Here is a 12,790-nt window from a genome sequence, read left to right as displayed (position 1 = left end):
ATCGCATTCAACGCAACGAACCGCGATCAGTAGAAAAGGGACGGACGCGCGTGGACCTGTTCGAGTACCAGGCGAGGGACCTCTTCGCCAAGCACGGTGTACCGGTGCTGGCCGGTGAAGTCATTGACACGCCTGAGGCGGCGCGCAAGGCCACTGAGGAGATGGGCGGCAAGTCCGTCGTCAAGGCTCAGGTGAAGGTCGGCGGCCGTGGCAAGGCCGGTGGCGTGAAGCTCGCCGCCACCCCCGACGAGGCCGTCGCTCGCGCGACGGACATCCTCGGCATGGACATCAAGGGCCACACGGTCAACAAGGTGATGATCGCCGAGCTGTCGCCCGAGATCGAGGCGGAGTACTACGTCTCGTACCTCCTCGACCGCACCAACCGCACCTTCCTGGCCATGGCCTCGGTGCAGGGCGGCATGGACATCGAGGAGGTCGCGGAGAAGACCCCCGAGGCCCTCGCGAAGGTCCCGGTCAACGCCGTGGACGGCGTGGACATCGTCAAGGCGCGCGAGATCGTCGCCCTGGCGAAGTTCCCGGCCGACGTGGCCGAGGGTGTCGCCGAGGCCATGGTGACCCTGTGGGACACCTTCGTCGCCGAGGACGCCCTCCTCGTCGAGGTCAACCCGCTGGTGAAGACCAAGGACGGCCGCATTCTGGCCCTCGACGGCAAGGTCTCGCTCGACGAGAACGCCGACTTCCGCCAGGCCGACCACGAGGCGCTTGAGGACAAGGCAGCGGCCAACCCGCTCGAAGCCGCTGCCAAGGCCAAGAACCTCAACTACGTCAAGCTGGACGGCGAGGTCGGCATCATCGGCAACGGCGCCGGCCTGGTCATGTCGACCCTGGACGTCGTCGCGTACGCCGGTGAGAACCACGGCAACGTGAAGCCCGCCAACTTCCTCGACATCGGTGGCGGCGCCTCCGCAGAGGTCATGGCGAACGGCCTGGAGATCATCCTCGGCGACCCGGACGTCAAGTCCGTGTTCGTCAACGTCTTCGGTGGCATCACCGCTTGTGACGAGGTCGCCAACGGCATCGTCCAGGCTCTGGAGCTGCTGAAGTCGAAGGGCGAGGAAGTCACCAAGCCCCTCGTTGTCCGTCTCGACGGCAACAACGCGGAGCTGGGTCGCAAGATCCTCTCCGACGCCAACCACCCGCTGGTCCAGCGCGTGGACACCATGGACGGTGCGGCCGACAAGGCCGCCGAGCTCGCCGCAGCTGCGAAGTAAGGAAGAGGGAATCCAAACACCATGGCTATCTTCCTCACCAAGGACAGCAAGGTCATCGTCCAGGGCATGACCGGTGCCACGGGCATGAAGCACACCAAGCTCATGCTGGCCGACGGCACCAACATCGTCGGTGGCGTCAACCCGCGCAAGGCCGGCACGACCGTCGACTTCGACGGCACCGAGGTCCCGGTCTTCGGCTCCGTGGCCGAGGCCATGGAGAAGACGGGCGCCGACGTGTCCGTGCTCTTCGTGCCGCCGGCGTTCTCCAAGGCCGCCGTCGTCGAGGCGATCGACGCCGAGATCCCCCTCGCTGTCGTCATCACCGAGGGCATCGCGGTGCACGACTCCGCCGCCTTCTGGGCGTACGCCTCGGCCAAGGGCAACAAGACCCGCATCATCGGCCCGAACTGCCCCGGTCTCATCACCCCGGGCCAGTCCAACGCCGGCATCATCCCGGGCGACATCACGAAGCCGGGCCGCATCGGCCTGGTCTCGAAGTCCGGCACGCTGACGTACCAGATGATGTACGAGCTCCGTGACCTCGGCTTCTCGTCCGCCGTCGGCATCGGTGGCGACCCGGTCATCGGTACGACGCACATCGACGCGCTCGCCGCGTTCGAGGCCGACCCCGAGACCGACCTGATCGTCATGATCGGCGAGATCGGTGGCGACGCCGAGGAGCGTGCGGCCGACTACATCGCGAAGAACGTGACCAAGCCGGTCGTCGGCTACGTCGCGGGCTTCACCGCCCCCGAGGGCAAGACGATGGGTCACGCCGGCGCGATCGTCTCCGGTTCGTCGGGCACCGCCCAGGCGAAGAAGGAGGCCCTTGAGGCCGCCGGCGTCAAGGTCGGCAAGACGCCGACCGAGACGGCGAAGCTGGCGCGCGCGATCCTCGCGGGCTGAGGTTCGCGGCACTGCGGCTTCGGCCTGTAGCACCTGTAGTACCTGCTCGTTGTACGCGGAAGGCCCGCACCCCTTTGCCGGGGTGCGGGCCTTCCGCGTTGCGGTCGGTGGCTGGTTGTGCGCGGTGCCTGGTTGCGCGGGAGGCTCGGCTCAGCGGGGCTGTGGAAGCAGCCGTTCCGGACCGTTGGAGGGTTCGGCGCGGAGCTTGGCGCGGAGTTGCTTGTCGTACGTCGACAGCCGTTGCGGACCGCTGAGCGCGGGGAGGCCGCCGACGGGTTCGCCGGGCGGGCGCGCGGACTGGTACTCGGTGGGGGCCGTGGCCAGCGTGAACGCGGTCGCGCCGACGATCAGCGTGGTGAACGCGATGGCCGCCCTGGTCCAGAAGCGGGTTCGGCGCTCGCTCCTGATGCGGACTCTCTCGCCGGGTGGGAGGTCGTCCGTGCGCTGTGCCCTGGCGAGGTTGCTGAGACGTTCCTGCACAAGGGTGGACTGCTCTGCGGGGGTACGTGCCTCGGCCAGTTCCGGCAGCTCGCGGGCGATGACGGTACGGGCGTGTTCGAGGCGGTTGGCGGTGGCCGGGGTGGTGGCCTCGGTCTCGGCGGCGGTCTCGGGGAGGTCGAGACCGAGTCCGTCATAGAGGACGAGGGTGCGGCGGTACGGGGGCGGGAGTTCCAGGAGGGCGTTGAGGAGGGCGAGTTCGCCGGGGCCAGGGGTGGGGGTGGGGTCGGACGCCGGCTGGGTCCCGGTGTTGCTTTCGGCTTCGCCGTCCTTGCCGGGTGGGTGCGGTGCGGTCGGGGGGTCGATGCGGCGGTGGCTGCGGCGGAGGCGGTGCCAGGGGGACATCGCGTACTCGTACGCCGCCGCGCGTACCCAGCCGGCTGGGTCGCGATCAGTCGCGACTTCCGGCCAACGCTGCCAGGCCAGGTCGAAGGCGTGCTGGACCGACTCGTGGGAGAGGCGGTGGCGGCCGGTGAGGAGGTAGGCCTGGCGGAGGAGGGAGGGGGCGGTGTGGGCGTACAGCTGGTCGAAGGCGTGGGCGGGGGCGGCGGGGTCGGTGAGGGTGTCGTCGGGGTTGGCTGGGGCGGCCGGGTCCGACGGGTCTGCCGAGGCGGCGGGGGCGTCGAGGGCGACGGGGGGTGCGGCCGGGGTGGTTGGGGTGGGAGTTGCTACGGACGTTTCCGGGGCGGCTGGGGTAGGCGGAGTGGCCAAGGTTGCCGGTGCCGCCGGTGCCACCGGTGCCGCCGGTGGATTCGGGGCAGTCGGAGCCAGGCTTGACGGAGTTACGGGAGTTACGGGAGTTACCGGAGTTGCCTGGCTTGCCGGGACCGTTGGGCCGACCGCGCTTTTCACCGCGAGGGAGAGGTCCGCCGGGTCGGTCGTGGCCCGCGCAGGGGCGGCCGGGGCGGCTGCGTCTTGCGAGGTGCGGCCGGGGGCGGCCGGGTGCTTCGCGGCACGGGCCCGTTTCTTCGCGCCGCGTGCCGAACGGGCTGGGGCTGCCGTGCTGTGGGCCGAGTCGTCGGGGGTGGCTGTGCCGCGGGCCGGGCTTGACGGGCTGGGTGTGGTGCTGGACGGGGCGGGGGAGTCGCTCGTGTTGCGAGTCCGGTTCTTCGCCGGGGGGGCCGGGGCGCCCTGGGTGGGTGCTTCGTGAGGTGAGGGGTTGTTCGTGGGGCGTGTCGGGGTGCGGACCGGAGTGGCCGTGCCCGTGGTGCGGAGCTCTTCGGCGATGCCGACCAGGAGGCGGGCGTATGTTTCGCGCTTGCGGCCGCGTGGGCTGGTGCGGCCGTTCTCCCAGGAGCGGACCGTTTCGCGGGTGACGCCGACGATCGCCGCGACCTGGGCCTGGGAGAGCGTCTTCGCCTCGCGCAGTCTGCGGCGTTCCTTCGGGGGCGGCAGCGGTACCGGTGTGCCGGTGGCGGGTGGGGTGGTGGTGAGGGAGGAGTCCTGGTAGCTCGGGCTCATGGCAGTACCCCCGTGATTCCCGCGGTCCCGGTGACCCCCGCGATCCCCGTAGTGCTGCGCCGGGCGAAAAAGTACATAAACGTATATTGGGCGACACGTCGGCCATTCGCCCGTTACGCGAAGATGGCGCGTGTCGTGGGCAGCATGGCCGCGTGAATCCGAACCCAGCGGTCGAGCGGCAGGGCCAGCAGCACCCGCACGCGCACGAGCACCGGCACGAGTACGACCCCCAGGGCCCCCAGCAGCACGGGGGCGACGACGCGCGCGGGGGCGAGGACGTGTACGGGAGCGAGGACGTGTACGGGGGCGAGGGGGCGCACGAGGGCGTGGGCCGGCGCGGGAAGGGGAAGCAGCGGCACAGTTCGGCGGTGGCGGCGGCACCCGGCCCGCCCGAACCGCTCGCACACCCCCAGCACCCTCAGCACTCCCGGCCCCCCGAGCCCTCCGAACCTGTCGCGCGCTCCGAGCGCTCCGAGCACGCGGGCCCCTCCGGCTCCTCCGAGCACGCGGGCCCCTCCGGCTCCTCCGAGCGCGCCGCCCCCTCCGGGCCCCTCGCGCGGCCCGACCGCTCCGAGTTCGCAGCCCCCTCCGCCCCACTCGCCCCCGGAGGCCCCTCGATCTCGGCCCCGCCCTCCTCCGCGTCCCCCTCCCCCCATGCCACCCGGAATCGTCAATCCGCCTGGGCTGTCTGTTTGCTGCGGGGGGTGTTGGCTGCTGGGCTGGGGCTCGGGGGGTTTGCTGTGGTGGTGATGGTGTTGTGGATCAGTTCGCCGTATCCGGACGCGGGGGCCGGGGCGGCGCTGCATATTGCCGCTGGGTTGTGGCTGCTCGCGCACGGCGCCGATCTCGTGCGCACGGAGACTCTGAACGGTGGCGCCGCGCCTGTGGGGCTGACGCCGTTGCTCTGCACCGCACTGCCCCTGTGGCTGGCCCATCGGGCGGCCCGCGACGCGCTGGAGGAGGAGGCCGAGGACGGCGACGGGGCAGAGGTCGTCCGTAACGTGCCGTCGGGCTGGGCGGCCTTCGGCGGCGTAACTCTCGGGTATCTGGCCGTCGGGGCTGCCGCCGCGCTGTACGCGGCCGGGGGCCCGCTGCCCGCTGTGCCCGTCAGTGCCGCGGTGCAACTCCCGCTGGTCGTCTGCCTGGCAGCCGCGGCCGGAGTGTGGACCGCGTTCGGCCGCCCGCACGCACCGCTTCCCCGGTGGGCGCCCCGGGGCGTACGGCGTGCGCTCACCCACCCCCGGCTCACGGCCGCGGCGCGCGCCGCGGTGGCCGGGACTGCCGTGCTGATGGGGGGCGGTGCGCTGGCCGTCGGGGTGTCGCTGGCCATGCACATCGACCTGGCACAGGAGTCGTTCCTGGACCTGGCGGGGGAGTGGTCGGGGCGTTTCGCCGTACTGCTCCTCGCGCTGCTGCTGGTGCCCAACGCCGCGATCTGGGCGGCGTCGTACGGCATCGGAACCGGCTTCGGCCTCGGTACGGGAGCGGCCGCGACCCCCCTGGGCAGCGCGGGCACGGCGGCTCTGCCGCACTTCCCGCTGCTGGCCGCCGTCCCGCAGGACGGGCGCGGCACACCTCTCAACTGGGCGGTGGCCGCGGTGCCGTTGGCCGCCGCGCTGACAGTCGCCTGGTTCACCGTACGAGTGGCCGCGCCGGCCTATTCCGTACGCGAAGAGGCGTGGGGGCGGCGGCAGACGGCGGGTGCCGTGGCCCTGGGGGCGGTGGGCTGCGGGGTGTCGACGGCGGTGCTCGCGTCGGCGGCGGGCGGGTCGCTCGGCGTGGAACGGCTGGCGGAGTTCGGGCCGGTGTGGTGGCAGGCGGGGCTGGGGTCCGTGGTGTGGACGGTGGTGGTGGGGGTGCCGGTGGCGTTGCTGCTGCGGGGGTGGCGGGTGCGGGAGAGATCGCCGTTGCAGGTGGTCCGCAGGGGCGCGGGCGCGCTCGGTGTCTTCGGCTTCGGCGGTGGTACGGAAGTGCCTTCCCCGGCCCGGGAGTTCACCGGGTTCCCCGCATCGGCTCCGGCGCCGTACCTGCCCCCGCCCACAGCTGTGCCCCCGCCCCCTGTCGCGGCCCCGGCCGCCGATGTCACGGCGTCCACTCCCCCATCCACTCCCGCGCCCGCCCCCGCGTTCCCCGTCGAAGCGGAGTCCGCATGGCACGACAGCGGAGCACGCGAGGTGCGGTGGGCCGCGCTGCGGGAGGCGTCCGGTGGGCTGATGGCCGATCTCCCTGATGAGGAAGAGGCACCCCGGCCCGGGCCGACCGATCAGTAGCGGGGCCCACGCCCCAACGCGGACCCCGCCCGCTCTGCGAACCCCGCCCGCTCTGCGAACCCCGCCCGCTCTGCGAACCCCGCCCGCTCTGCGAACCCCGCCCGCTCTGCGAACCCCGCCCGCTCTGCGAATCCCGCGTGCGCCCCAACTGAGGGGCGCCCGCTACTCCTTCACGCCGAAGACCGGTACCAAGGACTTCGGCAGCTCGTCGTTGCACGACATCTGGGCCGACTTGGTCAGGGAGTCCGCCACACAGGTGTAGTAGTCCCGATACACCATCTGCACGGTGAACGTCGCCGCCACGATCGCCAGCGCCAGCACCGCCGTCACCAGCCCGCTCACCGCGGCCGTCGTCTGCGGCCTGGTGGAGGCGGGCGTCGCCGGTGCGGGGCTCACGGCGGTGGCCGAAGCGTCTTCTGGCTTCTTCTTGTCGCGGAGCGCACTGATGCCCCAGTACAGCGCCAGCGCCCCGAGCAGCATGGCGATCTCCCGCTGGGTGAACACCGCGAAGAAGAAGGCCCACATGCCCGCGAGCAGCGCATAGCGGGCCCGCCGCTGCGCCGGATCCGTCGGGTCCCAGCGCAGCCCGGCACCGGGACCGGCGCCGGGGCCCTCGGGTCCGCCCTGACCGCGCCCCGGGCCGTTGCCGCCCGTACCGCCGAAGCCGCCGTCGGCCCGGCCCGGCTGGCGGTTGCTCCACTGACCGCCCCAGGAGGATCCGGAGGTGGAATCGGGGGAGTCCGGGGCGGAGTTGCCGTCCTGCGCCCGCTTACGGGGCCGCCACGGCTGATCCGGCCTGCCCTCGGGCGGCGGCGCGAACGGGTTCGTCTCGTCCGTGGAGGTGCCCTCGCGAGGAGTGCCCTCGGGTGCCTGCCCCTCGGGTGCCTGCGGGGACGAGGAGGAGGACGAGGAAGAGGAGGACGGTCCTTCCCGGAGCGACCGTCCCGCTCCCGGGCGGTCGGCGGGGAGTCCGCCGTCCGCCGCCGGCAGCGGCGGGAGCAGGAGCGGGCGGCGGAGAGCCGCGATGCGGCGGCGTCGGTCCGTCATCAGGTGAACGTCTTCCCCTCGGGCCCTCCGGCAGTTCCCGGAGCGTTGTGCTCCGCACTGCGGAAGGTCTTGTGTCGGCCGGCTCCGCTTCCGTTGCCGTACTCCCGCGCGCGGGCGGGGCGGCAATGGGACGGAGTCCTGCCCTGACGCTACCTCCCGTGCGTGCACCCGTCCCGTGGGGGCGTCCCGGTGTGCCGGTATCGTTGCGAGCGGTCGGCGCCTTCGTAGGGTTCCCCGTATCGCAGGGTGCGACTCGTTCGTACGACCATACAAACCGCACCACCCGCGAGAAAGAGACCCGCCGTGGCCTCCCCGCCCCCCTCCGTCACCCCCGGAACCATGCAGAACACCCCCGACGAGCACCCCCGGACCCGCGCCCGGCTGGTCGTACTCGTCTCCGGCTCCGGTACGAACCTCCAAGCGCTGCTCGATGCCATCGCCGCCGACCCTCAGGGTTACGGCGCCCAGGTCGTCGCCGTCGGCGCGGACCGGGACAACATCGCGGGCCTCGAAAGGGCGGCGAAGGCCGGGCTGCCCACCTTCGTCGTCAAGGTGAAGGACCACGCCACCCGTGAGGAGTGGGACCGGGTGCTGGCCGCCACCATCGCGGCGTACGCCCCGGATCTCGTCGTCTCGGCGGGCTTCATGAAGATCGTGGGCAAGGAGTTCCTCGCCCTGTTCGGCGGGCGGACGGTCAATACGCACCCCGCCCTGCTCCCCAGTTTTCCCGGAGCCCACGGCGTCCGCGACGCACTCGCGTACGGCGCCAAGGTCACCGGGTGCACGGTCCACTTCGTCGACGACGGCGTCGACACCGGCCCGATCATCGCCCAGGGCGTGGTCGAGGTGCGGAGTGAGGACGACGAAGCCGCTCTCCATGAGCGCATCAAGGAAGTCGAGCGCACGCTGCTCGTCGAGGTCGTGGGGCGTCTGGCCCGGCACGGCTACCGCATAGAGGGACGAAAGGTACTAATTCCGTGAGCACGGTGCTGAAGCCCATCCGTCGCGCGCTGATCAGCGTCTACGACAAGACCGGTCTGGAGGAGCTCGCCAAGGGCCTCCACGCGGCGGGCGTCGAGCTGGTCTCGACCGGCTCCACCGCGTCGAAGATCGCTGCGGCCGGGGTGCCGGTCACCAAGGTCGAGGAGCTCACCGGGTTCCCCGAGTGCCTGGACGGCCGGGTCAAGACCCTGCACCCCCGGGTGCACGCCGGCATCCTCGCCGACCTGCGCCTGGAGGACCACCAGCGGCAGCTCGCCGAGCTGGAGATCAAGCCGTTCGACCTGGTCGTGGTGAACCTCTACCCCTTCACCCAGACCGTCGCCTCGGGCGCGAGCCCCGACGAGTGCGTCGAGCAGATCGACATCGGCGGCCCCTCGATGGTCCGCGCCGCCGCCAAGAACCACCCGTCGGTCGCCGTGGTCACCAGCCCCGAGCGGTACGCCGATGTACTCGCGGCCGCTTCCGGCGGCGGCTTCGACCTCACCGCCCGCAAGCGCCTCGCCGGTGAGGCCTTCCAGCACACGGCCGCGTACGACGTCGCGGTCGCCGCCTGGTTCGCCGACGACTACGCCGCCGCCGACGACAGTGGCTTCCCGGACTTCATCGGCCGGACGTACAGCCGCAACAACGTCCTGCGCTACGGCGAGAACCCCCACCAGGGTGCCGCGCTGTACGTCAACGGCAACGGCGGTCTCGCGGAGGCCGAGCAGCTGCACGGCAAGGAGATGAGCTACAACAACTTCACCGACACCGACGCCGCCCGCCGCGCCGCCTACGACCACACCGAGCCCTGCGTCGCGATCATCAAGCACGCCAACCCGTGCGGCATCGCGATCGGTGACGACGTCGCCGAGGCGCACCGCAAGGCGCACGCCTGCGACCCGCTCTCGGCGTTCGGCGGCGTGATCGCCGTCAACCGCCCGGTGTCGGTCGCCATGGCCGAGCAGGTCGCGGAGATCTTCACCGAGGTGATCGTCGCCCCGGGTTACGAGGACGGGGCCGTCGAGGTCCTGGCCCGCAAGAAGAACATCCGGGTACTGCGCTGCGACGGCGCCCCCTCGGACACCGTCGAGGTGAAGCCGATCGACGGCGGCGCCCTCCTCCAGGTCACCGACCGCCTCCAGGCCGACGGCGACAACCCGGCCAACTGGACGCTGGCCACCGGCGAAGCCCTCTCGGCGGACGAGCTGAACGAGCTCTCCTTCGCCTGGAAGGCCTCCCGTGCCGTCAAGTCCAACGCCATCCTGCTCGCCAAGGGCGGCGCGTCCGTCGGCGTCGGCATGGGCCAGGTCAACCGCGTCGACTCCGCCAAGCTGGCCGTCGAGAGGGCGGGCGAGGAGCGGGCGCGCGGCTCGTACGCCGCGTCCGACGCGTTCTTCCCGTTCCCGGACGGCCTGGAGATCCTGCTGAACGCGGGCATCAAGGCCGTGGTCCAGCCGGGTGGTTCGGTCCGCGACGAGTTGGTCGTCGAGGCGGCGAAGAAGGCCGGCGTGACGATGTACTTCACGGGCACGCGTCACTTCTTCCACTGACAGCTGACAGCTGACAGCTGACAGCTGACAACTGAGAGCTGTCAGCTGTCAGTTGACGGATATCCGCTGACGGGTATGAGTTGACGGATGTCAGATATCAGATGACAGATAACAGCTGACGGATATTGAAATCTGTCAGCTGTTATCTGTCAGTCCTGCTCTCCGCGGGCTCAGCGACTCAGCAGCGCGGCGGCGGACAAAAGGCCGCCAACTCCTCGCGACGAGCGAGGAAGTGGCGGCCCGGTTTCCGGTACGGGACCGGAGGGGTGTCCGTGCTGTGTCAGCTCGGCTCTGCGGTCAGCCGCGCGGGCGGTTGAACCACTGGCCGCCGGCCGTGTTGGCGCAGAAGACGATGATCATGATGCCCAGCGCCAGGCTGATCAGCGCGAAGATGTTCATCGTCAGCAGGCTGAATACGCTGAGCAGCGTGAGGATCGAGGCGTAGATGATCGCCGAGACACGGATGCCACCGCGGCCGGTGCCGAACTTGGCGGCGGTGAGGATGGCCCACAGCGCCACGCCGATCATGATCACACCGAAGAAGATCATGATGCCCGCGCCGACGCCGCTGACGGTGTCGATGTCTTCGCTGTTGAGGCCCTGGGTGTTGCCGGAGTCCGCCATCAGCTCGCTGAACCAGGCGCTGGCGGCCATCATGATGACGCCACCGATGGCCTGGAGACCGCCCAGGATGAAGAGCATCACGCGGGCCGCCTTCACCCCGCTCGGCATCTCCATCGGGGTGAAGCCGCCGCCGTACATCGGCCCGCCCTGCGGGGCCTGCTGCGGGTAGCCGTATCCGGGCTGCTGCTGGGGGTAGCCGTAACCGGGCTGCTGGCCCTGGGGCTGCTGGGGCTGGCCGTAAGGGTTGTTGGGGTCGCCGAAGCTCACGTGCGATTCCTCCGTTGGTGGTGCTTTGGGGACGGTGCGGGCCAAGCGGAGGAAGTACGTGGATCGAGCGGTGTTCCCCCCTGTGCTGCCGCGTAACTGCGCGCCACATCGTTGTATTACGGTCGGCTTTTTGTCCAGCCGAATGTTCTATGTGTTGTGTAAGTGCAACGTTTGATTCCAGCTGGTGACATGACGGACGGCACAGGGGCGGGGCCGAATTGGAACCCTGGCCCGGTCTTCCGCGAAGATGGGTCCATGACCGCCCAGATTCTCGACGGCAAGGCCACCGCAGCCGCGATCAAGTCCGAACTCAACGGCCGCGTCGCGGCCCTGATCAGCCGGGGAATCGTTCCCGGGCTTGGAACCCTGCTGGTCGGTGACGACCCGGGCAGCAAGTGGTACGTCGCGGGCAAGCACCGCGACTGTGCCCAGGTGGGCATCGCCTCCATCCAGCGCGAACTGCCCAGCACCGCAACCCAGGAGGAGATCGAGGCGGTGGTACGGGAACTCAACGAGGACCCCGCGTGCACCGGCTACATCGTTCAACTCCCGCTCCCCAAGGGCATCGACACCAACCGCGTCCTGGAACTGATGGACCCGGCCAAGGACGCCGACGGCCTGCACCCGATGAGCCTGGGCCGGCTCGTCATCGGTGAGCCCGGTCCGCTGCCCTGCACCCCGTACGGCATCGTCCAGCTGCTCCGTCACCACGGTGTCGAGATCGCCGGCGCCCATGTGGTCGTCGTCGGGCGCGGCATCACCATCGGCCGCCCGATGCCGCTGGTCCTCACCCGCAAGTCCGAGAACGCCACGGTCACCCAGTGCCACACCGGCACCCGGGACCTCTCCTCCCACCTGCGCCAGGCCGACATCATCGTGGCCGCCGCGGGTGTGCCGCACCTGATCAAGCCCGAGGACGTCAAGCCGGGCGCGGCCGTTCTGGACGTCGGCGTCAGCCGCGACGAGAACGGAAAGATCGTCGGCGATGTCCACCCGGGCGTCGCGGAGGTCGCGGGCTGGGTCGCCCCCAACCCGGGTGGCGTCGGTCCGATGACCCGTGCCCAGCTCCTGGTCAACGTCGTTGAGGCGGCGGAGCGGGCAGCCGGTTCCGCGTCCGCGGGCTGAGCCACCACCGTACGGACGAGGAGCGAGGACGATGGCCGGCAAGGCAGCGAACGAGGGTGGCTCCGTGGGAGCCGAGGACCGGGCGACGGCCGCTCCGGGGCAGGTGACCGGGGGAGAGCCGGCGTCCACGCCCGGGAATGGTTCCGGCCCGGGGGTGGAGTCCGCGCGCGCGGCCGGTGCGGTGACGGAGCCCAAGTCCGTTGCGGAGGCTGCCGGTCCGGGGGCTGCGGAGGTCGCGCCCTCGTCCGACGGTGAGCCCTCGTCCCACAGTGAACCCGAAGCGGATCCCGAGCCCGCCCCCAAGGCGGATCCCGAGCCCGCCGCCCCCGAAGCGGACCCCGAGCCCGCCGCCAAAGGTGCCGTCAGTGCTCCCGGTCCCGACGGTCCGGTGAAGTCGTCCCGGCGGTTCCCGATGCTCACCAGGGACACCGCCAGGCCCGAGGGCGGTGGCCGGGCTGCCGGCGGGGACGCGCCCGCGCCCGCCAGACAGTGGCCGTTGATCACGGTGCTCGGCATGGCCGGCGTCGGGCTGCTGCTGGTGGCGGTCGACGCGTTCGACATGGGGTTCCGCCTCGGTACCGTGCTGATCGGCGTCGCCATGCTCACCGGGGGAGCGATGCGTTGGGTGCTGCCCTCGGTGGGGATGCTGGCGGTCCGCTCCCGGTTCACCGACATCGTGACGTACGGAGTGCTGGGTCTGGCCATCACGATGCTGGCGATGATGACGCAGCCGGACCCCTGGCTGACGATCCCGGTCCTGGAGACGGCGGTCCGCTTCACGGTGCGCTGACAGGCGCGTCCGTACGGAACGGTCGCACCCGCACTG

Annotated in this window: 10 protein-coding genes; 7 read left to right on the top strand and 3 right to left on the bottom strand. The window is 71.0% G+C overall.

The genetic code is table 11. The annotated features are described in order from the left end of the window. Positions 1 to 50: 50 nt before the first annotated feature. Together sucC and sucD are read left to right on the top strand one after the other, a co-directional pair. Positions 51 to 1,232 (top strand): ADP-forming succinate--CoA ligase subunit beta, encoded by a 1,182-nt coding sequence (sucC, locus tag ACIA73_RS07750; RefSeq protein ID WP_399437390.1) that lies wholly within the window; start codon positions 51 to 53, stop codon positions 1,230 to 1,232. Between the two features lie 21 nt (positions 1,233 to 1,253). Then, the gene (gene sucD / locus ACIA73_RS07745; protein WP_399437389.1) at positions 1,254 to 2,138 is read left to right on the top strand and encodes a succinate--CoA ligase subunit alpha; all 885 of its coding nucleotides are present in this window, start codon (positions 1,254 to 1,256) and stop codon (positions 2,136 to 2,138) included. Between the two features lie 150 nt (positions 2,139 to 2,288). On the opposite strand, the gene ACIA73_RS07740 is transcribed toward sucD, so the two are convergent. Next, on the bottom strand, positions 2,289 to 4,097 hold the full coding sequence (locus ACIA73_RS07740; RefSeq protein ID WP_399437388.1) for a helix-turn-helix domain-containing protein: 1,809 nt from the start codon (positions 4,095 to 4,097) through the stop codon (positions 2,289 to 2,291). Positions 4,098 to 4,249: 152 nt separating this feature from the next. Here ACIA73_RS07740 and ACIA73_RS07735 point away from each other — a divergent pair, with 152 nt between their 5' ends. Continuing rightward, entirely contained in the window at positions 4,250 to 6,367 is a 2,118-nt protein-coding gene (locus ACIA73_RS07735; protein ID WP_399437386.1) for a DUF6350 family protein, read from the top strand. A 162-nt stretch (positions 6,368 to 6,529) separates the two neighbouring features. Here the strand turns inward: ACIA73_RS07735 and ACIA73_RS07730 are convergent, their stop codons facing one another. Then, the gene (locus ACIA73_RS07730) at positions 6,530 to 7,414 is read right to left on the bottom strand and encodes a hypothetical protein (RefSeq protein ID WP_399437385.1); all 885 of its coding nucleotides are present in this window, start codon (positions 7,412 to 7,414) and stop codon (positions 6,530 to 6,532) included. 303 nt (positions 7,415 to 7,717) lie between these two features. On the opposite strand from ACIA73_RS07730, the gene purN reads away from it, so the two are divergent. Next, on the top strand, positions 7,718 to 8,395 hold the full coding sequence (purN, locus tag ACIA73_RS07725; protein WP_399437383.1) for a phosphoribosylglycinamide formyltransferase: 678 nt from the start codon (positions 7,718 to 7,720) through the stop codon (positions 8,393 to 8,395). Next, positions 8,392 to 9,948 carry a bifunctional phosphoribosylaminoimidazolecarboxamide formyltransferase/IMP cyclohydrolase gene (gene purH, locus ACIA73_RS07720; protein WP_399437382.1) on the top strand — a complete coding sequence of 519 codons (1,557 nt, stop codon included), beginning with the start codon at positions 8,392 to 8,394 and terminating at the stop codon, positions 9,946 to 9,948. Before purN ends, purH begins: the two co-directional genes overlap by 4 nt. A gap of 297 nt (positions 9,949 to 10,245) precedes the next feature. Here the strand turns inward: purH and ACIA73_RS07715 are convergent, their stop codons facing one another. Then, a complete protein-coding gene (locus ACIA73_RS07715; protein WP_399437380.1) occupies positions 10,246 to 10,839 on the bottom strand; it encodes a hypothetical protein in 594 nt (197 codons plus the stop codon). Positions 10,840 to 11,094: 255 nt separating this feature from the next. Between ACIA73_RS07715 and ACIA73_RS07710 the strand changes: the two genes are divergently transcribed. Both ACIA73_RS07710 and ACIA73_RS07705 read left to right on the top strand, forming a co-directional pair. Further along, a complete protein-coding gene (locus ACIA73_RS07710; RefSeq protein WP_399437379.1) occupies positions 11,095 to 11,964 on the top strand; it encodes a bifunctional methylenetetrahydrofolate dehydrogenase/methenyltetrahydrofolate cyclohydrolase in 870 nt (289 codons plus the stop codon). A 31-nt stretch (positions 11,965 to 11,995) separates the two neighbouring features. After that, positions 11,996 to 12,754, top strand: coding sequence for a DUF3017 domain-containing protein (locus ACIA73_RS07705; RefSeq protein WP_399437378.1), 759 nt, complete (start codon positions 11,996 to 11,998; stop codon positions 12,752 to 12,754). Positions 12,755 to 12,790 lie beyond the last annotated feature (36 nt).

This window comes from Streptomyces sp. NPDC051561, from assembly GCF_044454195.1.
Lineage (GTDB): Bacteria > Actinomycetota > Actinomycetes > Streptomycetales > Streptomycetaceae > Streptomyces.
This window is presented reverse-complemented; position numbering and strand designations above follow the sequence as displayed.